The organism is Xanthomonas bonasiae, assembly GCF_017163705.1.
GTDB lineage: Bacteria > Pseudomonadota > Gammaproteobacteria > Xanthomonadales > Xanthomonadaceae > Xanthomonas_A > Xanthomonas_A bonasiae.
Genome location: NZ_JAFIWB010000003.1, coordinates 15705 through 41862, shown reverse-complemented (window position 1 = coordinate 41862; position 26158 = coordinate 15705). Strand labels below are relative to the sequence as shown.

The 26158-nt window shown below is 67.9% G+C and carries 27 protein-coding genes; 14 read left to right on the top strand and 13 right to left on the bottom strand.

Features of this window, described 5'->3' with window-relative positions; all coding sequences use genetic code 11:
• Positions 1–567 precede the first annotated feature (567 nt).
• Together JR064_RS04800 and JR064_RS04795 are read left to right on the top strand one after the other, a co-directional pair.
• Positions 568–1125, top strand: a complete 558-nt coding sequence (locus JR064_RS04800) for a TetR/AcrR family transcriptional regulator (protein WP_206228979.1) — start codon at positions 568–570, stop codon at positions 1123–1125.
• A gap of 26 nt (positions 1126–1151) precedes the next feature.
• Complete coding sequence (locus tag JR064_RS04795) at positions 1152–2396, top strand: DUF418 domain-containing protein (protein WP_191824185.1); 1245 nt, start codon at positions 1152–1154, stop codon at positions 2394–2396.
• A 555-nt stretch (positions 2397–2951) separates the two neighbouring features.
• Here JR064_RS04795 and JR064_RS04790 read toward each other — a convergent pair.
• The 7 genes from JR064_RS04790 to JR064_RS04760 all read right to left on the bottom strand — a co-directional run bounded on the left by JR064_RS04790 (position 2952) and on the right by JR064_RS04760 (position 8175).
• Entirely contained in the window at positions 2952–3479 is a 528-nt protein-coding gene (locus JR064_RS04790; RefSeq protein ID WP_206228978.1) for a hypothetical protein, read from the bottom strand.
• 144 nt (positions 3480–3623) lie between these two features.
• Positions 3624–4406 (bottom strand): hypothetical protein, encoded by a 783-nt coding sequence (locus JR064_RS04785; protein WP_225209674.1) that lies wholly within the window; start codon positions 4404–4406, stop codon positions 3624–3626.
• A gap of 33 nt (positions 4407–4439) precedes the next feature.
• A complete protein-coding gene (locus JR064_RS04780; protein WP_225209673.1) occupies positions 4440–5093 on the bottom strand; it encodes a DUF3299 domain-containing protein in 654 nt (217 codons plus the stop codon).
• The gene (locus JR064_RS04775; RefSeq protein WP_206228977.1) at positions 5080–5667 is read right to left on the bottom strand and encodes a DUF3299 domain-containing protein; all 588 of its coding nucleotides are present in this window, start codon (positions 5665–5667) and stop codon (positions 5080–5082) included. Before JR064_RS04775 ends, JR064_RS04780 begins: the two co-directional genes overlap by 14 nt.
• A gap of 2 nt (positions 5668–5669) precedes the next feature.
• Complete coding sequence (locus JR064_RS04770; RefSeq protein WP_206229094.1) at positions 5670–6923, bottom strand: FtsX-like permease family protein; 1254 nt, start codon at positions 6921–6923, stop codon at positions 5670–5672.
• Positions 6924–6925: 2 nt separating this feature from the next.
• Complete coding sequence (locus tag JR064_RS04765; protein WP_206228976.1) at positions 6926–7639, bottom strand: ATP-binding cassette domain-containing protein; 714 nt, start codon at positions 7637–7639, stop codon at positions 6926–6928.
• Positions 7636–8175, bottom strand: coding sequence for a ZrgA family zinc uptake protein (locus tag JR064_RS04760; protein ID WP_241092862.1), 540 nt, complete (start codon positions 8173–8175; stop codon positions 7636–7638). Before JR064_RS04760 ends, JR064_RS04765 begins: the two co-directional genes overlap by 4 nt.
• A 168-nt stretch (positions 8176–8343) precedes the next feature.
• Here JR064_RS04760 and JR064_RS04755 point away from each other — a divergent pair, with 168 nt between their 5' ends.
• The 6 genes from JR064_RS04755 to JR064_RS04730 all read left to right on the top strand — a co-directional run bounded on the left by JR064_RS04755 (position 8344) and on the right by JR064_RS04730 (position 12662).
• Entirely contained in the window at positions 8344–8574 is a 231-nt protein-coding gene (locus tag JR064_RS04755; protein ID WP_191824181.1) for a hypothetical protein, read from the top strand.
• On the top strand, positions 8571–8729 hold the full coding sequence (locus JR064_RS04750; RefSeq protein ID WP_206228975.1) for a hypothetical protein: 159 nt from the start codon (positions 8571–8573) through the stop codon (positions 8727–8729). Before JR064_RS04755 ends, JR064_RS04750 begins: the two co-directional genes overlap by 4 nt.
• Positions 8726–9448, top strand: a complete 723-nt coding sequence (locus tag JR064_RS04745) for a metal ABC transporter ATP-binding protein (protein ID WP_206228974.1) — start codon at positions 8726–8728, stop codon at positions 9446–9448. Before JR064_RS04750 ends, JR064_RS04745 begins: the two co-directional genes overlap by 4 nt.
• On the top strand, positions 9445–10302 hold the full coding sequence (locus tag JR064_RS04740) for a metal ABC transporter permease (protein ID WP_206228973.1): 858 nt from the start codon (positions 9445–9447) through the stop codon (positions 10300–10302). The genes JR064_RS04745 and JR064_RS04740 overlap by 4 nt, the downstream gene beginning before the upstream one ends.
• 8 nt (positions 10303–10310) lie before the next feature.
• Positions 10311–11300, top strand: a complete 990-nt coding sequence (locus JR064_RS04735) for a metal ABC transporter solute-binding protein, Zn/Mn family (RefSeq protein ID WP_206228972.1) — start codon at positions 10311–10313, stop codon at positions 11298–11300.
• Between the two features lie 81 nt (positions 11301–11381).
• A complete protein-coding gene (locus JR064_RS04730) occupies positions 11382–12662 on the top strand; it encodes a phospholipase D-like domain-containing protein (protein ID WP_206228971.1) in 1281 nt (426 codons plus the stop codon).
• A 598-nt stretch (positions 12663–13260) separates the two neighbouring features.
• Here the strand turns inward: JR064_RS04730 and JR064_RS04725 are convergent.
• Positions 13261–13920: a CHAD domain-containing protein gene (locus JR064_RS04725; protein ID WP_425510272.1), complete on the bottom strand. Its 660-nt coding sequence runs from the start codon at positions 13918–13920 to the stop codon at positions 13261–13263.
• On the opposite strand from JR064_RS04725, the gene JR064_RS23295 reads away from it, so the two are divergent.
• Positions 13813–14271, top strand: coding sequence for a hypothetical protein (locus JR064_RS23295; protein WP_338123866.1), 459 nt, complete (start codon positions 13813–13815; stop codon positions 14269–14271). The two genes, JR064_RS04725 and JR064_RS23295, sit on opposite strands and share 108 nt — an antisense overlap.
• Positions 14272–14540: 269 nt before the next feature.
• On the opposite strand, the gene JR064_RS04720 is transcribed toward JR064_RS23295, so the two are convergent.
• The 5 genes from JR064_RS04720 to JR064_RS04700 are packed head-to-tail and all read right to left on the bottom strand — an operon-like array spanning position 14541 to position 22015.
• On the bottom strand, positions 14541–15722 hold the full coding sequence (locus JR064_RS04720) for a vWA domain-containing protein (protein ID WP_206228969.1): 1182 nt from the start codon (positions 15720–15722) through the stop codon (positions 14541–14543).
• Positions 15719–18037: a DUF5682 family protein gene (locus tag JR064_RS04715; RefSeq protein WP_206228968.1), complete on the bottom strand. Its 2319-nt coding sequence runs from the start codon at positions 18035–18037 to the stop codon at positions 15719–15721. The genes JR064_RS04720 and JR064_RS04715 overlap by 4 nt, the downstream gene beginning before the upstream one ends.
• Positions 18038–18050: 13 nt before the next feature.
• Positions 18051–19133, bottom strand: coding sequence for an ATP-binding protein (locus JR064_RS04710; RefSeq protein ID WP_191824172.1), 1083 nt, complete (start codon positions 19131–19133; stop codon positions 18051–18053).
• A 27-nt stretch (positions 19134–19160) separates the two neighbouring features.
• Positions 19161–20687 (bottom strand): DUF5691 domain-containing protein, encoded by a 1527-nt coding sequence (locus JR064_RS04705; RefSeq protein WP_206228967.1) that lies wholly within the window; start codon positions 20685–20687, stop codon positions 19161–19163.
• Entirely contained in the window at positions 20684–22015 is a 1332-nt protein-coding gene (locus JR064_RS04700) for an SWIM zinc finger family protein (RefSeq protein ID WP_206228966.1), read from the bottom strand. The genes JR064_RS04705 and JR064_RS04700 overlap by 4 nt, the downstream gene beginning before the upstream one ends.
• A gap of 494 nt (positions 22016–22509) precedes the next feature.
• On the opposite strand from JR064_RS04700, the gene JR064_RS04695 reads away from it, so the two are divergent.
• The 5 genes from JR064_RS04695 (at position 22510) to JR064_RS04675 (ending at position 26065) form a co-directional block, all read left to right on the top strand.
• On the top strand, positions 22510–22785 hold the full coding sequence (locus JR064_RS04695; protein WP_206228965.1) for a hypothetical protein: 276 nt from the start codon (positions 22510–22512) through the stop codon (positions 22783–22785).
• Positions 22786–23018: 233 nt separating this feature from the next.
• Complete coding sequence (locus tag JR064_RS04690) at positions 23019–24170, top strand: SPFH domain-containing protein (protein WP_206228964.1); 1152 nt, start codon at positions 23019–23021, stop codon at positions 24168–24170.
• Between the two features lie 19 nt (positions 24171–24189).
• On the top strand, positions 24190–25527 hold the full coding sequence (locus JR064_RS04685; RefSeq protein ID WP_179564830.1) for a TFIIB-type zinc ribbon-containing protein: 1338 nt from the start codon (positions 24190–24192) through the stop codon (positions 25525–25527).
• Complete coding sequence (locus JR064_RS04680; protein WP_179564832.1) at positions 25524–25775, top strand: hypothetical protein; 252 nt, start codon at positions 25524–25526, stop codon at positions 25773–25775. The genes JR064_RS04685 and JR064_RS04680 overlap by 4 nt, the downstream gene beginning before the upstream one ends.
• Positions 25776–25858: 83 nt before the next feature.
• Positions 25859–26065 (top strand): hypothetical protein, encoded by a 207-nt coding sequence (locus JR064_RS04675; RefSeq protein ID WP_206228963.1) that lies wholly within the window; start codon positions 25859–25861, stop codon positions 26063–26065.
• Positions 26066–26158: the final 93 nt, after the last annotated feature.

Sequence of the window (26158 nt, the reverse complement as noted above, 5' to 3'; positions counted from 1 at the left end):
AGTGAGTTCAGAACCCGTACTCGAACGACCAGGCTTGGCGGCCACACAGCGGGCACCCGCGATAGCGCCAAATCTACTTTTGAGGTGAGAGGGGACCTCTCCCCTAGCCTCGGTAACACCTCCTAATCCCCGTCTGTTTGCATGGCTCTGCCTACCCCGATAAATCTCCCTAATCCGCCGCCCCGCCGATGTAAGCTTCCGGCCAGAAGAAGAAGTTCAGAAAGTGCTGCGAGACCTCGCCCGAAAGAGGGAACTTCAGGAGGTTCCTACTGATCGCTTCGCAACCCTGAGCATCCCTTCCGGCCACCATGGGGAGTAGCACATCGATCGAACGTTTGGCCCCGCCCCGCCTACTCCGTGATGGCTAGGATCAGCACGATCCACGGCAAGGCCTGGACCTTTGCCGCCAGCACCGAACACGCCTGAGTTCAAGCGCCGGGCCAGCCAAGCCAAACGCGATGCCACGCCTGCTCCCGGCGATGTCGTGGGTAGGGTCCGCCTGCGCTTGACTTGAAATGATACCGATCGGTCTATATCATCCGCCGGGAATCCACCGCCGGAGTGATCATGAGCAAGGTTCGCGAGCGCATCCTGGATGTCGCCACCAATCTGTTCTATCGGCAGGGGATTCAGGCGGTCGGCGTGGACGCCATCATCAGCACCGCGGAAGTCGCCCGCATGAGCTTCTATCGGCACTTTCGGTCGAAGGAAGGTCTGGCGTTGGCGGTGCTGGAGCGGCGCGACGAACGACTCTGCGCCTGGTTCGAGCAGGAGGTCGAGCGCTTGGCGCCCGATGCAAATCTGCGGCCGCTGGCAGTGTTCGACGCCTTGGCGATGCGCCTGGCCAGCCCCGACTACCGCGGTTGCGCCTTCCTCAACACCATCGCCGAGACGCCGCTGCCCAGCCACGCACTGCATCGGGCTGCGGCTGCGCACAAGCACCGCTTCGAGGCCTACTTCGCCCGTTTGTTGCGAGCGGCCGGGCTGGACGAAAGCGCGGCCGGCGATCTCATGCTGCTGTTCGACGGGGCCGTGGTCACCGCGGTTCGCGAAGGAAACCCGACCCCCGCCACGCGGGCAAAAAACATGGCGGCGCGGGTGCTCGGCATCGCGCAGGCGAACTGAGTCAGTGTCTTACTGAGAGAGTAGTTATGTCTGCGGAAGTTGTGTCGCAAGGCCCGGTCGCTCGCGGCGAACGGTTGTTGCAATTGGATGTGCTGCGCGGTCTGGCCTTGTTCGGCGTGCTGCTGGTCAATATCGGTTACTTCTGCGGTGCCGATTTGGCGCGGGAAGCCGGGGTCGCCTATCCGCTGGGAGACTTCGGTGGCTTGGCCGGCGACCTCGTTAGGGTGCTGTTGGAGAACAAAGCGGCGGCGCTGCTGTCGATCCTGTTCGGTGCTGGCCTCGCCATCCAGGCCGATCGTGCGTCCGACAAGGGTCAGTCGCGCTGGCCATTTGCGCTGCGTCGCAGCGCGGTGCTCGCCCTGCTGGGCAGCGTGCACACGTTCTTGTTGTGGAACGTCGACATCCTGCTCGACTACGCACTGATCAGCTTGATGGTTCTGCCCTTCCTGCGGCTGTCGGCCGGCCGGGTGTTGTGGGCGATCCCGGTGGTGCTGATCGTCTCGGCGGTGATTGCCGGTCCGATGGAGGCGCTTGCAACGGATCTGCCGCCGGCGCAAACCTACGCCCTTGGTCTCCAGCACTACGGGCAAGGTGGGTGGCTCGACGCCCTGCAATACCGATGGTGGGAAACGCTGCATGTGATCGGCCCGATGCGTATCGCCAATCGCTTCGTCATCCTGGCGCCGTTCTTCATCGTCGGCGTTGCGGCCTGGAAGGGCGGATGGCTTTCGGCACCGGACGCGCATCGGCGCCGGCTGCGGCAGGTCTTCGTGCTCTGCTTCAGCTTCGGGCTGGTGGCCAACGCGGTGCCGCAGGAGGCGCTGCATGCCTGGGTGAATCAGCTTGCGCTGCAGCCGCTGCGGGTCTTGATTAAGGCGACCTTCTTCTTCGCAAAGTTCGCGCTGACCCTGGGCTACGCGGCCGGCATCCTGTTGCTGCTGCAGCGATCGCGCTGGCGCGTGTGGCTGGGTGTGTTCGCGCCGCTCGGTCGCATGGCGCTGACCCAATACCTGCTGCAGTCGCTGGTCTGCACATGGATCTTCTACGGCTTCGGTCTGGGCCAGTACGGGCGGATGCCGCTCGACCTGGCGCTGGCGCTGGGCGTGCTGCTGTTCGCTCTGCAGGTGATCAGCAGCCGCTGGTGGTTGGCGCGCTTCAGCATCGGCCCGGTGGAGTGGCTGTGGCGGCGATTGAGCTACGGCGGCATTCGCCAGCGCCCACCGGCGCTCGCAGCGGCCGGGGCGGAGGCTGAACAGGCCCGAAGCCGGTAGCGTGGGTGATGCCGCGTCGCGGCATTAGCGCCGTGTTTTTTGCGCCTGTCGGCGTGGTGGTGTGCGGGCGGATTCAGCGCCATGAGCGCGTCGCTGCGGCCGCCGGCGTCGACAAGACCCGGATACTGGGATGCCGTCAATCTACCTCACAGCCGCGCCGGCTACGCGGCCTTCTTTGGCTGAGCGCTGGCAGAACTCCCAGGGCCGACTAAATTGGGAGGATTGCGCCGAACGAAGCTGAAGAAGACCTTGCCCATGCTGCTACACCCGATCCATCACGGCAAGGGAATGTTATGGCCCGCTACCGTCACGTTGATTACAGCCCACAACTGCTTCCGGTCGACCTCCAGGCGCAGTAGGTGCCGGCCAGCAACCTTTGGTGGAGGCCGTCATGTCCGCTTCGGGTCGGTAGCTGCCATGTGCCCTACCCCCGATAACGCTCCCTAATCTCTCTGCCCGATTTGGTGCGCTCCCGGACGGGAGCGGGACATGCCTGCTTTAGAAATGCATTAACCCGCATGGCGAGCGGCGCTTGCTTTGAAGAACGGTTAGCCGTCAATCACTGACCTTGAACGAATACGTTGATGGTTCAAGTTTAAACAGAACCCCGGCAAGATCCATTTGCAGCGCCAACTGTTCCTTGCCAAGGCTTTCGCGCATGTCATTACAGAGGTTGCGGAAAGCGAGTATCTCTTGCTCTTTTTCCAAAGTGCCGCCTTGTAGCCAGAATTGCTGCAAGCTTTTGACCACAGGAAGATCCGCCGTCAGCAAGATACGCGTCTTGGCGTCATTGAGATGGGCCAGTTCTTCGACTTCATCTTTAGTGCGTCCCGCACGGCGTGCGGTGAACAAAAGTGAGGTCGATCTCAGGAAGTCTACATAGGCAGCCATCCTCATTGCCGCGAGCTCATCTTGGCGTGCGCGCTTGGCCGCAAATATATGACCCAATGCAACGCCGGCGAGCGCCGAAACGCCGGAAAGCAATGCCACTAGAAACGCTGAAAGTTGCATCGGCGAGTCGTACCTGAGTTTAGCCGCGCCGCGAAGCGGTGCCGGCTTGGATGCATTGTTAGCCACGGCCACGGCAAATGCTACGGCAGCGGGCACTTCCGCTGCAAAGCCGGCTCGCTTGTCGGGCTCAGGTACGGCGCCGCGAACGCCAACTCTTCGGGGCCACCGCGATCTGCCCAGATCCAGCAACCACAGCAACAGAAGAAGCAACAGCACTCAGCGGCAGGAGTCGGGCAACTTGTCCAGCATGCCGGCCACCACCGGCGTCAGCCGGTTGGCGACCTCGGGCGGAATCGCGTCGCCAGCGCGCAGCCCGCTTTCGCTGCGGGCCTGTTCGCAGGCCCTGACGATCCGCGCGCGCGTGCCGGCCCAGAGCGCGCTGCACTGCCAGCCACTGCGGCCCAGCGGCAGCACCGTATAGGCGATCGACTGGCATTCCTGTGCGGCGCGTGCGCCCAGCGGCTGGCCGGCATACTCGTGCGGTACCGTGTCCAGCGTCGGCTGGTAATAGCTGTCGGGGAACGCCGCCGAATAGCGCTCCGGGTCCAGTTGCAGCGGCAGGCCGGTCGCTGCCAGGTCGAGCGCGCGCCCGCACGGTGCGGCTGCGGCGATGCGCTGGATCGCCTGGTAGATCGGCTGGTCCAGGTCCTGCTCGCGCGCAGTCACCTCGGACGTCGCGGCCAGCACTGGCAGGCGCGCGCGGTTGGCCATTTTCGCCAGTTCCCCGGCATGTGCCGGCGCGCAGCGTTCGCGCACGCTGGCCGCCAGCAGGAACGCCACGTCGCGGGCGAATGCGGCATCGCTGTGCAACAACGTGGCGATGCGCTTGCCGGCCGCATCGTCGGGCAATGGCGCGACATGGAATGCGGGGGCGACCGGCGTGCGGACCGCCGCGGTCGCCGCGCCCGACGTCGGTTCCGTTTGCCGGTGTGCGCGCAGCGCCAGCAACACACCGCCAGCGACGGCGAGCGCGCATGCGGCGAGCGCGATCCAGCGCATGCTTGGCGATGTAGGCTGCATCGATCCGCGCCCTCAGCCCTTCACTGGGGTGATCGACGCGTCCTCGGCGTCATAGGTCGCGTTGGCGATATGCGCCTTGAAGCTGGCCAGATGCAGCCGCCCCTGCAGATGGAACGGGTCCCACAACTCCGGCACGTCGATCGGCGTGCGCAGCACGACGTGCAGGATCTGGTTCGGTGGCGGCGGCGGCACGTGGATGCAGGCGCCATAGAACGGCACGAACAGCAGTTCGCTGACCTTGCCCTGGTCGTCGCTTTCCAGCGGCACCACGTAGCCGTCCAGGGCGAAGCGTTTGCCTTCCAACGCCTTCACCACTTCCGACGAACCGAACTGCGCGGCGCGCTGGGTGCCGGAGTGGTCGATCGGCATGCCGTTGACCATCGAGGGGCCATCGTCGCCGGCCGCCTGGTCCATCGCGGTGCTGTCCCCTCCCCAGCCGGCACTGATGCGCGGCGGTGGGCGCTGGTAGATGTCGTTGGCCGGCGCCAGTTGTTCCCAGCGCTCCACCGTGTCGGCGACACCGGTGTCCGCCGCGGTCGCCGCGGTCGCGTTCGCCGCTGCCGTCGACGCTTTGGATCTCGTGCCGGTCTGCCCGTCGTGACCGTGGCAGGCCGCCAGCAGGCACAGCACCGCGGCCAGCGGCAGATGGCGATCAATCTTTTTCATAGGGATGCAGACGGGCCTGCTCCATCGTGTAGGCGGTGCCGGCGAGTTCGCCGTGCAGGGTCTCGGCGCGCAACTGGCCGGACAGATAGAACGGGCTGTACATGTCGGGCGGGTCGATCGGGGTGTCCAGGCGCACATGCACGATCTGGTTCGGCGGCGGCGGCGGCACGTGGATGCAGGCGCCGTAGTACGGCACGAACAGGAACTCGCGCACGCGGCCGGCATCGTCGCTGTCCAGCGGCACCACGTAGCCCGGCAGCCGCACCTTGCGCGCCAGCACCGCCGCCACCGTGTGGTAGGTGCCGGTCTGCGGCATCGCATGATTGCCGCTGTGGTCGACCTGCGGTTCACCGGTGTTTTCCAGTGCCTGCAGGTCGACGGGCGGCAGCATCGCGGTCCAGTCCAGCTCGCGGTAGCCGTCGGCGTCGGACTCGCCCAGCGGCGGGTCGATCGGCGCGTCGGCAACCGGCGCCGGCTGCGCCGCCGGTGCCTGCTGCACCTTTGCGGTGGCGGGTTGACGGCCGCAGCCGCATAGCAGCGCGAGCGCCAGCAACGGAAGCATCCAGCGGCGCATGGTCACAGCTCCGGCGACAGGCCATCGGCCAAGGTGCGGCGATAGGCCAGCAGGGCCGGCACGATGCCGGCGAGCACGCCGGCCAGCAACACGCAGCCAAGCCAGCCCCATTCCACCGCGCTGGGCGCGATGCGGTTGATCGCCAGGCCGAAATGGTCGAGCACCCAGCCGCGCGCCAGCCAGCTGGCCGCGCTCACCACCAGCAACGCCAGTGCGCACGACACCACGGTGACCAGGCCGGCCTCGAACAGCAGCAGCCCGGCGATGTCGCGCGGCCGCGCGCCGACCGCGCGCAGGATCGCCATCTCGCGCCGGCGCTCCTGCAGCGTGGCCACCAGCAGCGCGACCATCGACACCAGGCCGAGCAGCACGACCAGCGAGGCGATCATGCGCAGCGCGCCTTCGGCGGTGCCCAGCGTGCTCCACAGCTGCTGCAGGGTCACGCCCGGCATGATCGCCAGCATCGCCTCCTCCGGGTATTCGTTGATCTGCCGCTGCACCGAGAAGGTAGCGATACGGGTGTTCAGGCCGAGCATGAAGGCGGTGATGTTGTCCGGGGTCAGGTTCATCGTCCGCGCCTGCTCGGCGCTGACGTGCCGGCCTGGCAGGCGCACGCCGGAATGCCAGTCGATATGGATCGCCTCGATCGCCTGCAGCGACACCAGCACGCTGGAGTCAACGGGCGTGCCCGTGCGGCGCAGGAGGCCGACTATCCGGAACGGCTTGTCGGCGTGGGTGGCCAGGCTGATCCGTCCGGTGCCATGTGTCAGCACGATCTTGTCGCCGACGTGGCGGCCGAGCGCGGCCGCCACGTCGGCGCCGATCACCGCATCGTAGAGATCGTCGAACCCCCTGCCCTGCGCGAACGCCAGCGCATGCCGCGCGCCGTAGTGGTAGTGCGCGAAGAAGCCGGTGCTGGTGCCGACCACCCGGTAGCCCCGGTAGGAATCGCCCAGCGACAGCGGCACCGCCCACTTCACTTCGGGCATCGCGGCCAGGTCCTGGTAGCTCTTCCACGACACGTTGTTGGTGGCGTCGCCGATGTGGAACACCGAATACAGCAACAGGTTCACCGGCCCCGAGCGCGCGCCGACGATCAGGTCGGTGCCCGACACCGTGCTGGCGAACCCCTCGTGCGCCTGGGCGCGGATGCGCTCCACGCCCAGCAGCAGCGTCATGCTCAGGGTGATCACCAGCACGGTCAACGCCACGCCCAGGCGCCGGCTGCGCAGGCTGGCCAGGGCCAGCTTCAACAGGGTCATCGCGCACCTCCGGCGCTGGCGCGGTTGAGCGTGGCCAGGTCGGCCTGGACGTCGAACAGCGGCGCGATCGACGGATCGTGGCTGACCACGATCGAACTGGTGCCGCCATGCCGGCATTCGGCGAACAGCAGCTGCAGGAACGCCTGCGCCGCGACCGGATCGAGCGCCGAGGTCGGCTCGTCGGCGAGCAGCAACGGCGGCCGCGCGATCAACGCGCGCGCGGCGGCCACCCGCTGCTGCTGGCCGACGCTGAGGCGGCTGGCCGGCCGCGACCACAGCGCCGCCACGTCCAGCCCCAGCGCGACCATCAGCCGTTCGATCTCCGCGTCCAGCGCCTGCGTGCCGGTCGCCAGCCGGCCGCGGCGCGCGGAGAACTGCAGGCCCAGTGCGATGTTGTCGCGCGTGCTCAGGAACGGCAGCAGGTTGAATTGCTGGAACACCACGCCGCAGTGGTCGGCACGGAAACGGTCGCGCGCCGCCTTGCGCAACGCCGCCAGGTCCTGCCCGGCGACACGCACCCAACCGGCATCGGGCTGCAGCACACCGGCGATCAGCGCCAGCAAGGTGCTCTTGCCCGATCCGCTGGCGCCGCGCAGCAACAACTGCTGCCCGCGCGGCAGCGCGAACGCGGCAATCTCCAGCACCGGGGCGGCGGCGCCGGGATAGCCGAAGCGCACATCACTCAGTTCGACGACGTGGTGCTGGCTCATCCCGGCAGGTTCACCCGGGTCTGCCCGGCCACCGCCTCGGTGCGGTCCTGGCCCGCCGCGGTGGCGACGTTTACCACCACCTTGTGCAGCCCCGCGAAGCGCTGCGGCAGCAGCACCTGCAGGTGATCGAGCCGGGCCGGATGCGCGCACTGGAACGCGTAGTGGGCGTGGAACTCGGCATGGCTATGGCCGGGTTCGTCCGGATCCGCCATCGCCGCGTCATAGCCCTCGGTGTTCACCTGCGCACTGCGCAAGGAACAGGCCGCAGCGACCGGGAACTGCAGCCAGCGGGCACCGCGCAGCGTGGCGACTGCGGCATCCAGGCGCTGGCGCTCGTCGGCATCGCGCGCCGGATGCTCGAAATCGAGGATGCCGATGCCCGGCGCGCTGAGCTGAACCTCCAAGGCCGTGCCGTCCACGGCGACATCCAGGTTGGCCTGGCCGTGCACGTGCGGGCCGTGATGACGGACCGCGTTGGCAGCGACGGGCAGGCTGGCCGAGGCGACCAGCAGGAACAACGGAATGGGATGTCGCATACGGACCACGCGAGTTAAGTTATAATATTACACTATTGAAAAACAGGCCGACGATGCAAGCCTGACGCTGCCCTCAGTCAGCCGCGGTTCGCCTCCGGCCACCACCAGACCCCACCGCACGGCGGGCGCATGCGCCTCGTTTGGCGCGCCGCAAGCACAGGACATCCCATGTCTCTTCTCATCATCCCGGACAGCTACGCCGCCTGGCGCCACTGCATCGAGGTCGAATGCGGCCTGAGCCTGCACCAGGCCTATATCGAGCAACGCATCGCCGCGCTGAACGACCACAATGACCACCACACCCAGCAGTTCGTGCGCTGCTGGGGGGAACCGCTTCGCCAGCAGGTGCTGCAGTGGTTCGCGCAGGCGCACGCCGAACGCGCCGACGGTCGCGCGTGAGCCATCCCTCGCCGCCCGCGGCCGCCGTGCCCGTCGCCACGCCGCCTGAGCCGTCGAACGCCGGCGACCCGCTGCTGCTGGGCTCCGTGCCGCGGGTCGCGCTGGCCGCGGCGGTGTCGCTGCTGCTGTGGATGGGCTACGCCCTGATCCGATGACCGCGCTCAGTCTGCAAGGTGTCAGCGTCTGCTACGACCGGCGCGCGGTGCTGTCCGCGCTGGACCTGGACATCGCGCGCGGCAGCCTGGTCGCGGTGGTCGGCCCCAACGGTGCGGGCAAGACCACGCTGCTGCGCACCATCGCCGGCGAACTGCGGCCGCAGGCGGGGCAAGTGGTGCGTGCCGCCGGGCTGGCCTGGTTGCCGCAGCTGGCTGCGGTCGACCGCAGTTTTCCGATCGATGTGCAGACGTTCGTGGCGATGGGGCTGTGGTCGCGCATCGGCGCCTTCCGCCGCCTCGATCGTGACGACAGGGCGCGCGTGGACCGCGCACTGGATGTGGTCGGACTGCGTGCGCTCGGGCGCCAGCCGATCGGTGCGCTGTCCGGCGGGCAGATGCAGCGCGTGCTGTTCGCGCGGCTGTGGCTGCAGGACGCCGCGCTGATCCTGATGGACGAGCCGTTCACGGCGATCGATGCCAGCACCGCGGCCGACCTGCTTGCGCTGATCGACGGTTGGCATGCCGACGGCCGCACCCAACTGGTGGTGCTGCACGACCTGCGGCTGGTGCGTCGCCACTTCCCGCGCACGCTGCTGCTGTCCGGCGACCTCGTCCTCTACGGCCCCACCGCCGAGGTGCTGGCGGCACCGCAGCTGCAGCGCGCCGGCATGGCCCGCGATCCGGACAACGCACTCGCCGCGGATGGAGCGCCGGCATGAGCGCGCTGTGGCACCCGTTCGCCGAATTCGCCTTCATGCAGCGTGCCCTGCTCGGCTGCCTGGCGATCAGCCTGGGCGCCACGCCGGTCGGCGTGTTCCTGCAGCTGCGGCGGATGAGCCTGACCGGCGATGCGATGGCGCACGCGATCCTGCCCGGCGCGGCGGTCGGCTTCCTGGTCTGCGGCCTTTCGCTGGGCGCGATGACCCTCGGCGGCATGGTGGCCGGCATGACCGTGGCGCTGCTCACCGGTGCGGTGTCGCGCGCGACACGCCAGCGCGAGGATTCGGCGTTAGCCGCGTTCTACCTGATCTCGCTGGCGCTGGGCGTGCTGCTGGTCTCGTCGAAAGGCTCCAACATCGACCTGATGCACGTGCTGTTCGGCTCGGTCCTGGCGCTGGACGATGCCGCGCTGGCGCTGCTGTGCGCGATCAGCGCGATCACCCTGCTGACCTTGGCGCTGCTGTACCGCCCACTGGTGCTCGAATGCGTGGACCCGATGTTCCTGCGCACGGTGAGCCGCTGGAGCATGCCGGTGCACCTGGTGTTCCTCGCCCTGGTGGTGTTGAACCTGGTCGGCGGCTTCCAGGCGCTTGGGACGCTGATGGCGGTCGGCATCATGATCCTGCCGGCGGCGGCGGCGCGCTTCTGGGTGCGCCGGTTGGCCGCGCAGCTGGTGCTGGCGATGGTCATCGCGGTGCTCGCCTCGGTCGCCGGGCTGCTCGTTTCCTATCGGCTAGGTCTGCCATCCGGCCCAGCCATCATCCTGGCCGCAGGCCTGTGCTACCTGGCCTCGTTGGTAATCGGCCCGGTCGGTGGGCTGGCCCTGCGGCGTTTCCACTACGCTTCCTGCTGATCGCTCCCATGTCGGCTTTCCGTCTCCTCTCCAAGGGCGCCGCAGCCGTGCTGGCGCTGTTGCTGCTGTTTTCCGTCTCGGCCTGCCACGAAGACGCCCCGCCGCCGGCCAACGCCGTACCCGCGCGGCTGAAGGTGGTCGCCAGCTTCTCGATCCTCGCCGACATCGCCGCCAATGTCGGCGGCGAACGCATCGCGCTGACCACGCTGGTCGGCCCCGGCGGCGACAGCCATGCCTACGAGCCCACGCCGGCCGATGCGCGCGCAGTCGCCGCCGCCGACGTGGTGCTGGTCAACGGCCTCGGCTTCGAGGGGTGGATCGACCGCCTGATCGAGGCCTCCGGCTACCGCGGCCCGGTGGTCGTCGCCACGGCCGGCATCACGCCGCTGGCGGCCAACGTAAGCGCGCATGCGCACGCACACGACGACGACGGCCATGCCACGCATGACCACGCCGCAGACACGCCCGACCCGCACGCCTGGCAGCGCCTGGACAACGCCCGCATCTATGTCGGCAACATCGCCCGCGCCTTCGCCGCCGCCGACCCGGCCGGCGGCGCCGTGTACGCCGCCAACGCCCGCGCCTACCAGCAACGCTTGGACGCGCTGCAGCGGCAGCTTGCCGCGCGCATGGACGCAGTGCCGCGCGATCGCCGCACCGTGATCTGCGCACACGATGCCTTCGCCTATCTCGGCCAGGCCTATGGACTGAGCTTCCTGTCCCCGCGCGGGCTGTCCACGCAATCCGAGCCCTCGGCACGCGACGTGGCCGCGCTGATCACCCTGGCGCGCGAGCAGCACGTGGACGCCCTGTTCCTGGAGAACATCAGCGATCCGCGCCTGCTCGACCGCATTGCCGCCGAGACCGGTGCGCGCATCGGCGGCACGCTGTACTCGGATGCGCTGTCGGCCGGGGACGGGCCCGCACCGACCTATCTGGAACTCATGCGTTACAACGCCACCGCACTGGCCGACGCGCTGCAGCCACCGGTGCGCTAGGCCAGTCCCCACGACGCCGGCAGCGTGCGAGCGCACAGCCGCATGGCGTCCACTTCCCCAGTCATCGCAAGGACTCCCAACGTGCCTCTTCCGTCCCCTGTTCGCGCGCGTCCCGCGCGCCGCTCCCTGCACGCCGCCCTGGCCTGCCTGCTGCTGTCGGCAACGACCGGCATCGAGGCCCGGCCGCAGCCCTCGCAGTTCCAGATCGTCGAAAGCGTGCCCGAAGCCAGCCTCTACGGCGAGCCCGGGGTGCCGCGCACCCAGCAGACCTGGCTGGCGATGATCAACGGTGCCAAGCGCCGCATCGACATCGCCGCGTTCTATCTCTCCGAAAAACCCGGTACCGGCCTGACCCCGGTGCTCGACGCACTGGCCGCCCGCGCCCGCGCCGGGGTGACGGTGCACCTGCTGGTCGACCACAGCTTCCTGGCCAAGAACCCGGACAGCGTCGCCTGGCTGGGCAAGGTGCCGGGCATCACGGTGCGTGTGCTGCCGGTCGATACGCTGACCGGCGGCGTGCTGCACGCCAAGTACATGGTCGTCGACGACGCCAGCGTGTTCGTCGGCAGCCAGAACTGGGACTGGCGTGCGCTGGAGCAGATCCACGAGATCGGTGCGCGCATCGACGATGCACGCTTCGCCAAAACCTTCGCCGCCAGCTTCGATTTCAGCTGGCGCCTGGCCGACGAAGGCAAGCTGGCCAAGGCGCAGGCGCGCGGCGTGCAGCCGCCGGACTTCGCCCCGGCCACCGCCAGCGATCCGGTGCTGCTGGATGCCGGCAGCGACGCGCCGCTGATCGCTTTCCCTGCCTTCAGCCCGCCGACGCTGCAGCCCGCATGGGTCACTGCCGAAGAGCCGGCCCTGGTCGACATGATCCGCTCCAGCCGGCATGCGCTGCGCATCCAGGTGATGACGCTCTCGGCGATCCGCAGCTTCGGGCCCGAGGGCTGGTGGGCGCCGGTCGACAGCGCCATGCGCGATGCCGCCGCGCGCGGCGTGCAGGTGCACATCATCGTCGCCGACTGGGCGCTGCGCGAACCGATGCAGGCATATCTGAAAAGCCTGGCGGTACTCCCGAACATCACGGTGAAGTTCAGCAGCCTGCCGCCGGCGCCGGAAGGCTTCATTGCGTATGCGCGCGTCGAGCACGCCAAGTACGCGGTGGCCGACGACCGCAGCAGCTTCATCGGCACCGGCAACTGGGAATGGAGCTACTTCAACACCGCCGTGGACGCCTCGGTGTTCGTCAAGGGCAAGGGCCCGGCCGAGACGCTGACGCACATCTTCGACCGCGACTGGAACGGCCCCTACGTCACCACGCTGCAGCCGGGCCAGGACTACAAGGCGCCGCGCACCGAGTAGTCCCTTGCGCCCTGGAATCGCCCGGAAGGCGCGTGCCTTCAGGGCTCGAGAAGAGTTTTTCGGAAGGTCCGCGTTCCATCACGTCATGGGCGGGTCGAGCGCCTGCTTCCACGCAGTCAACGTGTCGATCAAGGCGAGCGCGCTGCGGCGCGCAGTGTCGGCAGCGCTGCGACCTGCCGCGCATCCAGTGTGGTCCGAAGGGGTGTGCGTCATCCGAAACGCTCTTCAGAATCTCTTACCTGCAATAGACATCCGGAATCCGCGCCTATTCGCGCGGACCGGCCTGCCCTCGGTAAACATCTGCGTTCGCTCTACCCTGCCCCGTCTGTGCAGGCCCTGTAGTAATCCAGGCACGCGACACCATGCGCGCTGACGTGCAGTCCAGTGGATTCAGTAGCCAGTGGCCGGACGTCTTGCCAGCGAGGAGATACTGGATGTAGGCGAGCCGGACGCCCTGTTGCTCGGCAGTCCAAGGCGCTTGCTTCACGCCATAACGCCGCTTCAAGTCCCCAAAAACCCGAACGCCTAGCGCTCGGCGGAGCGCTCCAGGTACTGCTGGCATGGATTGAGTGGAAACATCGAAGAGCTGGGCTGGAACTCACTTGGGCAGAGCGCGGTCCAGTTCTTCGTCAATGGCAGCGAGGAGCAGCTTTCGCTGCTCAATGCCGGTCATCCCTCTGACCAGGTTGCGTAGCATCCGCAGATCCTGGCGTCGTCCCAGGCTGTCGCTCAGCTGACGAAGCACTTTGGCATTGCCGACGGCCTTCTTGGCCTTGCCAGCCGAGGACACATCCATGCCGAGGCGTTGCATCGCTTCTATCTGCATGCGCAGCCGGCGAACCGTCCTTCGCCATCGATGGAGGACTTCCGCGTCCTCCGAGCCAGCTGCTTTCTTTTGCGCCTTCACCAGCCGTCGTGCACTGCGCTTGTAACCAGCCCAGATCGCATCGGCTTTAACCTCGGCCCAAGGTTGCATCCTCAGCAGCTCAGCCACCTTCTGAACCGCAGTCCGACGACGTAAGAAGCCCGGATCCTTGAGAAGTTCAGCGGCAAGCACGTGCTCACGTCGAACCTCCAGCCGCCGCAACAGCGCTCCCCACGGCAAGCCTTGACGCTTCTTCTCCATCCATCGCGCCGAATCGACCACCACGTGGCTGTCCCGCAACGCCGAAAGGCCCTTTCCAATCCTACGGAGGCGTTGGTCCTCTGTCGCCAAATCCAGAGCGGTACCATCGAAAAGCCGCAACAGAGCCCGCAGGCGCCGGATGCCTTTGCGCGCGGTATGCACTCCTTCGTGGACGTCGGTCCCCGGGATCAGCGCTGCAACGATGTCCGAGCATTCCTGGTGCGCCAACTCCAGCGCTTTGGCGCCAACGCCTCTGACTGGCATCTCTATCTCTCCGGAGACCTTTCAGAAACAGTAGTTCCAACCCCATTCCTCCTGCGCTTGCCGATGCCGGCCGATACCCGGCTTCGCAAGATCGTGCAGGGGACGCGGAACGATGAGACTTGGGCGCGACGCGCGGGCATGAGCGAGCATACTCTGGCATACCTGCTCATGCACCAGACCGGCATGAGCTTCGGCGTTGGCGCCAGCAACTTGACCTGATGCTCGCCGTCAAATCGTTGAGCACGGGGGCTGGGCACAGCAGATCGTCGATGACTTCGGCTACGCAAGCGCAGGCAGCTGCGTCACGACGTTCGGCAAGGCGCTGGGCGTCTCGCCGGGCCGCTACATAGCCAAGCGGCGCAATCGCTCATGACTGGCATCCGGCATCTGGCTCCTCATTACCCCGATAGACCTTCCTAATCGTACTGCGTTCGCGCTGCCCTGCTCCGTCTGTGCGCCATGCCTCGCTGCGCGATCCAGTGCAGATCTCAACGCGTCGTCAACAGCCCCTGCCCGCCTGCCCATTGGTTGATGTCATCGCGGCGGATCGCAGCGGCCATCAGCCCCGGAAATGCATCCGGCGTGCAGGCGAACGACGGTACGCCCAGTGCCGCCAGCTTGCCGGCCAAGGTTCGATCGTAGGACGGCGCACCTTCGTCGCTGAGTGCCAGCAGCACGATGAACTGCACGCCTGCCTCCAGCAGCTCGCGTGCGCGGGCCAGCAGGTTGTCTTCCACCCCGCCCTCGTACAGGTCGGAGATGAGCACCAGGATGGCGTTGTGCGGTTCACGGATGATGCCCTGGCAGTAGCTCACCGCGCGGTGGATATCGGTGCCGCCGCCCAGTTGCACGCCGAACAGCAGATCCACCGGATCGTCCAGCTGCTCGCTCATGTCCACCACTTCGGTGTCGAACACCACCAGGCGGGTGGCCACCGCCGGCAACGAGGCCATCACCGCGCCGAAGATGCTCGAATACACCACCGATGCCGCCATGGAACCGCTCTGGTCGATGCACAGCAGCACTTCCCGCTGCGGCTTTCTGGCCTTGCGGCCATAGCCCACCAACTCCTGCGGTACCACGGTGCGCAGTTCCGGCTGCCAGTGGCGCAGGTTGCTGCGGATGGTGCGGTGCCAGTCGATCTCGGCCAGGCGCGGGCGGCGGTTGCGGCGGGCGCGGTCCAGTGCACCGGTCACTGCAGAGCGCATGGGTTCCTCGAGTTGGCGCAGCAGGTCGTCCACCACCTTGCGCACCACCATGCGTGCGGTTTCCCTGGTCTCTGTCGGAATCACCCGGCTCAGGCCGATCAGGTTGGCCACCATGTGCACGTCCGGCTGCACCTGCTCCAGCATTTCCTTTTCCAGCAGCATCTGGGTGAGGTCCAGCCGCTGCAGGGCGTCGCGCTGCATCACCTGGACCACGGATGACGGGAAATAGCGGCGGATGTCGCCCAGCCAGCGGGCCACATTCGGGGAGGACGCCCCACGCCCACCGCGGCGACCCAGGCCGCCGGGGCCATCGGGCTCGTACAGCGCGGCCAGGGCCTGGTCGATGCCCTGCAGGCTCTGGGGCAACGCGCCGCAGCTGCGATCGGCCTCCTGGCCCAGAATCAATCGCCAGCGCTGCTCGCGCGAGGTGGGGGTGTCCAATGCGTCGGTGGTATCGGTCATGCGGGCAGCCCGAGCAGTTCACGCAGCATCGGCAACGCGCGTTCGGCGCGTGCCGCATCCCAATCCGGGGCCAGCACGGCCACGGGTTTCTGCACAGGGGCCCGCTTCACGCGGGTGCCCAGGTCACGGCGATCGGCGGCCTCGAAGGCCGCGAAGGTACGCCGTACCAGCGGCAGCACGCGCACCAGCTGCGCCTCGTCCAGCGCCACCACCCATGCGTCGATCATCCGCCACACCGCATCATCGTGCAGCAGCACGGTGGCGTTTCGGTTGAGGAAGCCATCCAGCCACTGCGCGGCTTGCAGCGGCTCGGCACCCGGCGACAGCTGCTGCTGCAGCTGCACGTGCACCAGTTCGGCCTCCACCGCCTGGGTGTCGAACAGCAAGCGCAGCGCAACGCCGCGCAGCAGCGCGCTGCACGAAGACGACAGCGCCACCCGCTGCAACGCATGCTGCCAACCGGCGCTGCCGTCTGCGTCGTCACGCAGTCCAATGGCGCGGTCGGCGTCCAGCACCACGGTGCGCGCCTGTTCGGCGCGCACTTCGTCCAGGCTGGAAAGGGCCAGCGTCAGGCCGATGACCGCACGTTCCAGCATGCTGTCGAACAGGTGCGCCACCTGCACGCCCTCGGTCTGACGCACATTGCCGTAGCGGTGGATGTTGGCCAGCGGCGGCAGTGCGCCGAGCAGGGCCAGCGGATCGGCATCCGTGGCTGCGCGCGCCTCCAGCTCGGCGGCAATGGCGCGCACCGCCTGCGGCAGATCGGCCAGCAGCACCTGGTCCACCAGTCCGGAAAGTTCCGGCAACGCTTCGGCCTTGCGCGCCTGCGCGATGGCCTTGCTGGAAGCGGCGTCCCGCAGGGTCTGCCCGTGGCGGCTCGCCTCCACCAGATCGACCAGGAAGTGCGGCTGCCATGCCAACTGCCAGACCTCGTGGAAGGTGCCGCGTACGGAATGCCCCGTGCGCGCAAGCCTGCCCCATTCGACGCCGATCAGCCGCAAGCGGTGCAGCAGGTGGCTTCGCGCCAGGTCGTTCTCCTTGCGCAGGTCCAGATCCAGGGTCTTTTCCAGCGCCTCGGGTTTCAGGCGCAAGCGTTTCTGCTGGGCTTCCAGGTCGCGCTGCAGCGGTACCACCGGCACGCTTTCGGGCACCTGGCCCAGCGCGTCGCCCACCATGAGGCGTTCGCGGATGAGCCGCATGGGCGCGTCGTCGCCATTGCAGATGACGGCGCGGCTGGCTTCGGCAATGTCTTCCAGCCCCGGCGAAGGATGGCCGCGAAGCGCGGCCAGGGTGTCGGCCAGGCGCGTGGCTTCAATGAGATGGGCCGGGGAGCAATCCAGCCCGTGCTCGCGCAGCAACCGGCCCACGCGGGCGTACCAGCCCACGCTGCGCTGGTCGTGCGCGCCGGCGTTGCGCCACAGGTAGTCGTACCAACCTGGCGCGTCCACGCCGGCACCGTAGCCGCTTTCGGCACTCAGATGGCGGTAGGTCCACGGCACCCAGGTGCTCTGCGTCTTGCGCTTGGGCATGCCCTTGAGCAGGCGGTTGTCTGCGGTGGCGCTGTTGGCGCGCAGGGCGGCCGGCTGCAGGGCCGGCACGTGCCAGGCCCCGCACACGACGGCAACGCGCGCGAATTCCTTGCTGGCGCTGCGTAGTGCGGTGCGCATGTGCGCCTCGCGCACGGCCTCGTGCTCGCCGCGCAGGCCGGGGTGTTCCGGCGCGTGCTCGCGCACGGCGGCCATGGCCTCGGCAATGGCGTCGAACAGCCCCTGCCCGTTGCCCCGCTCTTCCACCATGTGGTTCCACCAGGCCTCGCCGTCGGCGTGGCCGGCGGCGCGCGCCAGCCAGTCCAGTGGATCGGTCGGGCGCGCTTCGGCGTCTTCTTCAGCGGCAGATCCGGCGTCGCCGTGGGGCTGCACCGCTGCTCCATCCGCTGCGTCCAGCGCCTCGGCCGCCTCCGGCACCGTGCGGTCCGCGCGGGCCTGCGCCTGCCATTCCAGTGTCAGCGCCGGGGGCACGTCGATGAAGCGCACCGGCACGCCGTTGCGCAGCGCCCAGCGCATGGCCTGCCATTCCGGCGAGTACAGCGCATAGGGATGGAACACAGCCAGCTGCGGGTCGTCCACGCTATAGGAAAGCAACGCCACCGGCGGCTGCATGCCCGCCTCCAACACGTGCGGCAGCAGCGCCTCGGTCCCCGCCGGGCCTTCAATCAACACGCAGTCCGGCTGCAGCGCCGCCAGCGCCGCCAGCAGGCTGCGTGCGCAGCCCGGGCCGTGGTGGCGGATGCCGAAAAGGGAGATGCCTTCGCTCATTGGCGCGGGCCGCTCAGACGTGCTCGCGGAACGCGCGGTACAGGTCTTTCCAGTCGTCGCGTTCCTTCACCACGGTTTCCAGATATTCCTTCCACACCAGCGCGTCCTGCACCGGATCCTTGACGATGGCACCGATCATGCCGGCGGCCATGTCGCCCGGGCGCAGCACGCCGTCGCCGAAGTGGCCGGCCAGGGCCATGCCGTTGTTGATCACCGAAATGACCTCGGCGGTCGAAAGCGTGGCGGTGGGACTCTTCAGCTTGGCCTTGCCGTCTTCGGTAACGCCGTTGCGCAGCTCGCGGAAAATGCGTACCACCCGGGCGACTTCCTGCAGCGCCGGCGGTTCGGCCGGCAGCTCCAGCGCCACGCCCATTTCGGCCACGCGCTTGACCACGATGGCCACTTCGTCCTCCTCGCTGGACGGCACCGGCAGGATCACCGTGTTGAAGCGGCGCTTGAGCGCGCTGGAAAGCTCGTTCACGCCCTTGTCGCGGTTGTTGGCCGTGGCAATCACGCTGAAGCCGCGCACGGCCTGCACTTCGCTGCCCAGCTCCGGCACCGGCAGGGTCTTTTCGGAAAGCACGGTGATCAGCGCGTCCTGCACATCCGCCGGAATCCGGGTGAGTTCTTCGATGCGCGCGATCTTGCCCAGGCGCATGGCGTTCATCAGCGGGCTGGGCACCAGCGCTTTCTCGCTGGGGCCATTGGCCAACAGTTGCGCGTAGTTCCAGCCGTAGCGGATCTGCTCTTCGCTGGTACCGGCTGTGCCTTGCACCAGCAGGGTGGAATCGCCGCTGATGGCCGCGGTCATGTGCTCGGACACCCACGACTTGGCCGTGCCCGGCACCCCGAACAGCAACAGGGCGCGGTCGGTGGCGATGGTGGCCACGGCCACTTCCATCAGGCGCCGGTCGCCGATGTACTTGGGGCTGACCACAAAGCCGTTTTCCAGCGTGCCGCCCAACAGATAGGTCACCACCGCCCACGGCGAGAGGATCCAGTTGGCCGGGCGCTGGCGGGTGTCCTGGCGACGCAGTTCTTCCAATTCTTCCGCGTATTGCTGTTCGGCGTGCTGGCGCAGGACGGCAGTGCTCATGTTGGCTCCAATGAAAGGTCGTGATGATTAGAAAGCGGAATGCAGGGCCTGGCGCAAGGCCAGAAGTTGGCGTGCCTGGTGCACGCAGTCGCGCATGGCCTCGGTGGCGTCGGCCGGTGCGTCGGCCACCTGCACCTGCGACAGTGCGGAGGGGTGAAGCACCGCCAACAGTTCCAGCAGCGCGTCGCGCAGGGTGTAGTCATGACGCAGGGACTCTTCGCCAAACAGCGCGCCCAGCCCGGCAGCCAATTGCCGCGAGTAGGCCGCGCTGAGAGTCTGGCCAAGGCCCGTGCTGTCCAGCACTTCGCCGAACAGGCGCTTTTGTTGAAGCTCGGTCGCACTGGTGGGCCAATGCCGTTCGCGTTGCGTCGGCGGGAGCATGGCCAGCAGGTCGCCCAGGCTCATATGCCGTTGCTCCACACCGATGAGGGCTTCCACCCATTCTGGTTCGCTGGCGTCCACACGCTCCAGGCAGGCGCGCAACAGCGCGTCGTACCAGTCCGTGCTGCGCGCCCAGGCCAGTACCTGCGCTGGCGCTTTTTCCAGGGTATGGCACCACCAGGCCAGCGGCAGCTGGCGCGCCAGCTGATAGAGCCACCAGGCACGCTCACCCAGCATGTCGTTGTTGGGGCGCTTGCTGTCGATGGCGGCGTCGGCCCAGCCGGCATCGGCCGCCGCGGGGGCTTCCAGCGTCCAGGTCGTACGGCGCATCAGCCCGGCGGGCTGGTGCCGCAGCAAAGCGCGCATCTGCGCCTGCACGTACTGCGCGTGCGGCGTGGACGGCAGCCGGGCCAGCATCGGGCCCGCCAGCAGGCGCACCTCGCGGCTGCGGTCCTTCAACAGGGGCTGCAGCAGCGGCGCGTCGGCCTCGCTCAGCTGCGGCTGCAGCGCAGCGACGAAGTCCACCCGCTCGCGCGCGGAGAGGTCTTTCAACGTGCCCTGCAGGCGCGCGCGGGCGTCCTCGGGGTTGTGCGCACGCAGTCGCCGGAAGGCCAACAGGCGCGCATCAAACGCGCCTTCGTTCCACATCTGCTCCAGGTCCGCCGGTGCATCCGCTTCGACCGCCGTCTCTGCCGCGTAGGCCCAGTCTGTATTGCAGGCCGCCAGCCAGCGGCCGCGCACACCCAGCACCGGGCGCAGGCCGGGACGCAGCGCGCTCAGGCGCACACCGGCTTCCAGCGCCTGCGGCAACACCGCCACCGGCAGGTGCAGATTGTGTGCGGCCAGCTGCGCGCAGGCCTCGTAACGGGTGCGCTTCATCCACGGCGACGGCTGTGCAGCGCTGAATAGTCCCTTCAACAGCGGTGCCCAGGCGTGACCGGCGGGCAGCACCAGAGGATCGACCTCCGCAGGCGGCGGCAGGGCCACCGGCGCGGCCATGCGCAAGGCGGCGCGCCGGCAGGCCGCCAGGACGCCCACCTGCCGGCTGTAGCCCAGTGCGGCGTCTTCCTGCGTGGCCACGGCGGCGAGCACTTCGCCCAGCGCGCCTTCGGCGGGGATGGCCTGCGCGCGGTCTATGCCCAGCAGGGCCGGCTTCAACCATGCCTCGTTCATGCCCCGCTCCTTTCCCAGCGCTCGCCCGGCGCGTTCCATGCGGCAAGTGGCAGCAACGCCTGGCCATCCCACTCGCCCATCAGGCACAGCGGGTGGCCACCGGCAAATGCCATCAGCGCCCAGCCCTGCATCGGCGACAGCCGAAGCGGCAGCGTGCCTTCGGCGTGCTGTACCCAGGCGTTGCGGCCATCGTGTGCCACATGCGCCACTCCCAGGCGCATGGGCACCTGCGGCAGCCATGGGTTGGTGGCGTACGCCTGCGCGGCGGCGTCCAGCGTGTCTTCGCGCGGCGGCGCCGTAGCGGCGTCCATCCCCGCTTCCACTTCGCCCGGCACCGCGCGCAGCGGTACCGTGCCGGCGTGGAAATGCAGAGTGCCCGCATGAACGTGGCCGTTGCGCCAGTGCTGTTCCCAACCGCGCCCACCGTGGCTGTAGTCCTGCAGCAGCGCGGCCCGCCCGCTTTCCAGCCCGTGCAGCCACACGCGGCGTTCCATCAAGTTGCCCGGATGTTCGATCATGTGTTGACCCTGCACGTGCCAACGATCGCGCACGGTCTCGCCCTGCCGCTGCACCGCTTCGCGCTCCATCGGCCAGCCCAGTGCAGTGCGCAGGTCCGCCTGACGCGCAGCGCTGAAGGTTTCCATGCGGGGCACCGCCTGGGTGAGCAGCTGCAACAGCCCCAGGCATTCGCCCAGTTCGGCCAGCTGGGCGAGGTCGCGCCCGCCCTCGCCCAGCGCTCGTTCCAGTTGGCTGGCCAGTCCCGGGGCCTGGGCATCCACCATGCGCGCCATCATGCGCTGCGCTTCCTGCTCGAAGCCCGCGCCCAGGTTGGCCAGCCCCTGGCGGAACTGGTCGGCCACCCAGCGCTGCAGTTCTGCCGCGCCGGCTTCCATGCGCGACCAGCGTGCCTGTTCGCGCTTGGCGGCAGCGGCCGCCTGCGCCTGCGGATCCGGCGGGGACACGCTGGCGGCGGCTTCCTCCTTCCGGACCGCACGGGCACGGCGGCCCTGCATCCACTCGTCCACCCAGGCCGGGCGCTCGCTCGGCACGCAGCGCGGGTTGCCGGCGGCATACAGCAGCATCAAGGCCAGGCCATGCTTGCAAGGGAACTTGCGGCTGGGACACGAGCAACGGCTCACCAGCGTGGTCAGCTCCACCTGGGTCTGGTATGGCTTGGCGCCGCTGCCTTGGCATTCACCCCACAGGGCTTCGGCGTCGGCGCCGAGCAGGCCCCACTTTCCGTCTGTGGCCAGACCACCGGCCGCCTTGCTTGACGATGCATCAGGCGCAAGCGCGAGCACCTGCTCGCGCGTGAGTCGCACTTCCATATCCGTACTCACATCAGATTGCGGAGGATGATAGCCGAGGTTGGACAGCTGCAGAAATCATGGTTGTTGAGGGTGCTGGTGAAGATGCCCCCCTCAGCGAGTTGCAACGTTTTCGCGGCAGAGTTGCCAGGAAAAAATGTCATTCGCGCGATCTGTTCGCTTCCGAGCAAAGCAGACACACCGCTACTCCGACAATGATCCCTAGTTCCAGTCTGTTTGCCCGGATCCATCTACCCCCGATAGACCTCCCCAGTCGCATCTATCCGACCGACCACACACACGATCACCAGATCCCGCTCATTGATCCGATACGCATACCTGGCGTGTGACGCAAGCGTAAATCCCACGGCGCCTTCCCATCCCCACGAAGCCTTAACCCCCTCCCCCTATCCTACCGACGCGCCGGACGACGCCCGCCACGCCCTCGCGTGGATCGTGGAGCACACACCACGTCGCCGGCCACCAACGGACATCGACATCGCAAAGGAGACTCTATGAAGAAGCTGCACGTACTCATGTTCGCCGGATGCCTGCTCGGCTTGAGCCCGCTGGCATCCGCGGAGGTCGTCAATCTGACCAACAGCGCGGATGGGGCCAATCGCGACGCCGGCATCGCCGCGGTGAAGAAGAAGCTGCAGGACGCCTGCACGTCGCGCAAAGGGACCGCGGATCTCGACTCGTTCGAGGTGGTGTTCGAGAAGACCAGTCAGAACCCGGATGTTCCCAAGCCCTACTACGTGGACGGCAAGCTCAAGTGCAATCTGCCGTAAGGCCGATACCGGCGCTGCACCGATCCGCGCCTTGAAGCCCCGTTCCTCGAACAAGGCCCCGCTCGCGCGGGGCCTTGTTTTTGGCGTGCCGCGTACCGCGATGGCCTCTTCGGCACAAAGCCAGCGACACCCCGGCGCCAGACCCGCGCCCTCCCTCGCCCGGCACCCGCTGCTGATATAGTCCGGCGAGAACGATGGGCATGGTGCCCGTCCACGAATCAAACGGAGTTGTCATGGGTCTCGTCCAGGCAGTGTCAGGTGCGGTCGGCGGCGTTCTCGCCGATCAGTGGAAGGACTTCTACACCGTGCCGGCCGGCCTGCCGGCGACGGCGGCGCTGTTCGCCGCGGTGCCGCACGGCACCAATGCCGGGCGCGGTTCCAACACCGGCGCGTCGTCGAACATCATCAGCAACGGGTCGAAGATCGTGGTGCCCGAGGGCTACGGGCTGCTGCTGATCCAGGACGGTGCGATCACCGGTTTCGTCGCCGAGCCGGGCGGCTACGAGTGGCGCTCCGACGATCCGAATTCGCAGTCGATCTTCGCCGGCGACGGCCTGGTCGCGCCGCTCATCCGGCAGAGCTGGGAGCGCTTCAAGTTCGGTGGCCAGCCGGGGTCGCAACAGGCCGCGTTCTTCGTCTCGCTGAAGGAGCTACCCGACAATCGCTTCGGCACGCAGTCCGAGATCTACTGGGACGACGGTTTCCTCGGCACCCAGGTCGGCGCGGTGACGCGTGGCGCGTATACGCTGAAGATCGTCGATCCGATCCTGTTCGTGAAGAACTTCGTGCCGGCGCGCTATCTGCAGCCGGGCCAGGTGTTCGACTTCACCGACCTCGACAACGCCGCCGCCAACCAGTTGTTCAACGAGGTGGTGGGGTCGCTGGCGCCGGCCTTCAGCCTGTACACGAACGACCCGGGCAAGGGCAACCGCATCACCAAGCTGCAGCAGGATTCGCTCGGCTTCGCCAAGAGCCTGTCCGATGCGGTCGAGCAGGCGTACCAGTGGCGCTCCGAGCGCGGCCTGGCCATCGTCAAGACCGCGATCGTGTCGATCGAGTACGACGCGAACACGCGGGAACTGCTCAAGACCGTGCAGCGCGCCGACGCGCTGGCCGGCGCGCGCGGCAACTCCAACCTGCAGGCGAGCGTCGCCCAGGGCATCCAGTCGGCGGGCGAGCATGGCGGCGCCGCGGGGCTGGTCGGGGTCGGCATGGCCACGGGCATGGTCGGCGGCGTGGGCAGTCTGCAGCAGCCGGTCGCGCCCGCCGCGCCCGCCGCCGACGATGCGGTGGCCAAGCTGAAGAAGGCCAAGGAGATGCTGGACCTGGGCCTGATCACCCAAAGCGACTACGACGCGGCCAAGGCCAAGGCGCTGGGCCTGTAAGCCGCCGGACGCCGCGATCATGTCCGACTCCAGAACCCCGCCGCCGTTGCCGCCGGTGCCGCCGCCCTTGCCTGCGGCGGCCGTGACCGGTCCCGGCTCGCCGCAGGACGTGCCGCCCCTGCCCGGCAGCTTTCCGCTCGATCCGGCCACCCTGCCCGCGCCGATCCGCGACGAACTGCAGGCGCCCGATCCGCTCGCCATCGACACCGCCGCCAACGAGCTGAAGGACGGCCTCAACCGCTGCCCGAAATGCGGCGCCACCGACATCCGTCCCAAGCTCGGCACCGACCTGCTGGTCTGCCAGTACTGCCGCAACGAATGGCATGGCGCGCGGGTCGAGGAGGTCTTCGGGTTCGGCGCCGGCATCGGCGAGCTGCGCGGCACCGTCATCGCCTCCGGCGCGCGCGATATCGCCGCCGACGCGGCCAGCCTGATGAGCTTCAAGTGCAGCGGCTGCGGTGCCGAGGTCACGGTCAATACCGAGAGCACGATGACCGCACGCTGCCACTGGTGCCGGCACGTGTTCGGCGTCAACGAGCAGGTCGCCAACGGCGCGGTGCCCGACGCGGTGCTGCCCTTCCACATCAAGAAGGAGGATGCGGTCGCGCGCATCCGCCAGTTCGTGGACAAGCGGCGCCTGTTCGCGCTGAAGGCCTTCAAGGAGCAGTTCACGCCCGAGAACGTGGTCGGCGTGTACCTGCCGTACATGATCGTCGACGGCAACGTGAGCGCCAGCGTGGCCGGCAAGGGCGAGATCAAGACCCGCGAATACACGCGCGGCACCGAGAAGAACAAGACCACGTACTACGACGCCGACGTGTACCAGGTGCAACGGCACGTGGATTTCACCGTGGACGACCTGCCGCTGGAATCGTCTTCCGAACGCGGCAACCTGGATGCGCAGGCCAATACCAACAACATCATCAACACCATCCTGCCGTTCGATACCAAGAACGCGGTGCAGTGGAACGCGTCGTACCTGGCGGGCTTCACCTCGGAAAAGCGCAACCGCGACGTCGAACACCTGCGGCCGCGGCTGGAAGACCAGTTGCTGTCGATCGCCCGCGCCCAGGTCGAGGACTCCGTCGACCGCTACGACCGCGGCGTGCGCTGGGAGCAGGAGCGGCTCGAGGTCCACGGCACGCGCTGGGTGTCGATGTACCTGCCGGTGTGGCTGTATTCGTACCACCAGCCCGGCCGCAACGGCGGCATGCTGCACTACATCGCGGTGAACGGGCGCACCGGCGAGACCATGGGCAGCGTGCCGGTGCAGCAGTGGAAGCTGCTGCTGGCCGCGCTCACCGCCGGCAGCGTCATCGAAGCCATCGCCCTCTGGATCGTGGTGACCACCTCATGAGCGACGACAGTGGACTCTGGTTGCTGCTGGCCGGCCCGGCCGGCGCGAGCGCGTTGTACTGGGCCCTGTACCGGTACTACCGCAACACCGACAAATCGCACGCCTTCGAGCGGGAGACGAGCGTGGAGGCCAAGCCGGTGACCGGCTCGGACAGCAAGGTCGGCACGGTGACGGGTACGCAGGACCGGCGCATCCGCGGCGACAACGTGCGCGCCTACCGGGCGCGCGTGCAGCGGGAGACTGGCTGAGGCGCTGTCCAGCTCCATGCCCGACCAAGGGGTCGGGCAGCGGGCAGGCCCGAGATGCACCGCTTCGACGCGACGATCCATCCATGGCGCGATGCTTCCGCGCCGATCGGTTCGCACGCCCGTTCCTGCGCTCAACGCCCTTTGCGCAAGCGTCGCCGAAGCCCCGCGATCTGCCGCGGACTGAAGTCCTGGGCATGGCGCTGAAGCAATGCGAGGATCGCCGCATGCGCCTCGCGCGTGCGGCGCTGCAGTTCCTCTTCCGCAGCTTGCTCGATCGCCTGCCACTGTGAACGGGTCGTGCCGGTCGGGCCGGCTGGGCGCTTTGCAGTCAATGCGTTTGTCCGGTCATGGAGATCCAGGTTGGCCGGTTGCAACGGCCAGGC

What these genes read in the sequence shown, in the direction of transcription:
- JR064_RS04780 (WP_225209673.1), bottom strand. Translation starts at nt 5,093, where the DNA reads ATGAAAAAGATTGATCGCCATCTGCCGCTGGCCGCGGTGCTGTGCCTG.
- JR064_RS04785 (WP_225209674.1), bottom strand. Translation starts at nt 4,406, where the DNA reads ATGCGCTGGATCGCGCTCGCCGCATGCGCGCTCGCCGTCGCTGGCGGT.
- JR064_RS04685 (WP_179564830.1), top strand. Translation starts at nt 24,190, where the DNA reads ATGTCCGACTCCAGAACCCCGCCGCCGTTGCCGCCGGTGCCGCCGCCC.
- JR064_RS04795 (WP_191824185.1), top strand. Translation starts at nt 1,152, where the DNA reads ATGTCTGCGGAAGTTGTGTCGCAAGGCCCGGTCGCTCGCGGCGAACGG.
- JR064_RS04740 (WP_206228973.1), top strand. Translation starts at nt 9,445, where the DNA reads ATGAGCGCGCTGTGGCACCCGTTCGCCGAATTCGCCTTCATGCAGCGT.
- JR064_RS04715 (WP_206228968.1), bottom strand. Translation starts at nt 18,037, where the DNA reads ATGAGCGAAGGCATCTCCCTTTTCGGCATCCGCCACCACGGCCCGGGC.
- JR064_RS04765 (WP_206228976.1), bottom strand. Translation starts at nt 7,639, where the DNA reads ATGAGCCAGCACCACGTCGTCGAACTGAGTGATGTGCGCTTCGGCTAT.
- JR064_RS04695 (WP_206228965.1), top strand. Translation starts at nt 22,510, where the DNA reads ATGAAGAAGCTGCACGTACTCATGTTCGCCGGATGCCTGCTCGGCTTG.
- JR064_RS04735 (WP_206228972.1), top strand. Translation starts at nt 10,311, where the DNA reads ATGTCGGCTTTCCGTCTCCTCTCCAAGGGCGCCGCAGCCGTGCTGGCG.
- JR064_RS04710 (WP_191824172.1), bottom strand. Translation starts at nt 19,133, where the DNA reads ATGAGCACTGCCGTCCTGCGCCAGCACGCCGAACAGCAATACGCGGAA.
- JR064_RS04680 (WP_179564832.1), top strand. Translation starts at nt 25,524, where the DNA reads ATGAGCGACGACAGTGGACTCTGGTTGCTGCTGGCCGGCCCGGCCGGC.
- JR064_RS04675 (WP_206228963.1), top strand. Translation starts at nt 25,859, where the DNA reads ATGGCGCGATGCTTCCGCGCCGATCGGTTCGCACGCCCGTTCCTGCGC.
- JR064_RS04760 (WP_241092862.1), bottom strand. Translation starts at nt 8,175, where the DNA reads ATGCGACATCCCATTCCGTTGTTCCTGCTGGTCGCCTCGGCCAGCCTG.
- JR064_RS04800 (WP_206228979.1), top strand. Translation starts at nt 568, where the DNA reads ATGAGCAAGGTTCGCGAGCGCATCCTGGATGTCGCCACCAATCTGTTC.
- JR064_RS04690 (WP_206228964.1), top strand. Translation starts at nt 23,019, where the DNA reads ATGGGTCTCGTCCAGGCAGTGTCAGGTGCGGTCGGCGGCGTTCTCGCC.
- JR064_RS04705 (WP_206228967.1), bottom strand. Translation starts at nt 20,687, where the DNA reads ATGAACGAGGCATGGTTGAAGCCGGCCCTGCTGGGCATAGACCGCGCG.
- JR064_RS04755 (WP_191824181.1), top strand. Translation starts at nt 8,344, where the DNA reads ATGTCTCTTCTCATCATCCCGGACAGCTACGCCGCCTGGCGCCACTGC.
- JR064_RS04775 (WP_206228977.1), bottom strand. Translation starts at nt 5,667, where the DNA reads ATGCGCCGCTGGATGCTTCCGTTGCTGGCGCTCGCGCTGCTATGCGGC.
- JR064_RS04745 (WP_206228974.1), top strand. Translation starts at nt 8,726, where the DNA reads ATGACCGCGCTCAGTCTGCAAGGTGTCAGCGTCTGCTACGACCGGCGC.
- JR064_RS04720 (WP_206228969.1), bottom strand. Translation starts at nt 15,722, where the DNA reads ATGACCGATACCACCGACGCATTGGACACCCCCACCTCGCGCGAGCAG.
- JR064_RS04700 (WP_206228966.1), bottom strand. Translation starts at nt 22,015, where the DNA reads ATGGAAGTGCGACTCACGCGCGAGCAGGTGCTCGCGCTTGCGCCTGAT.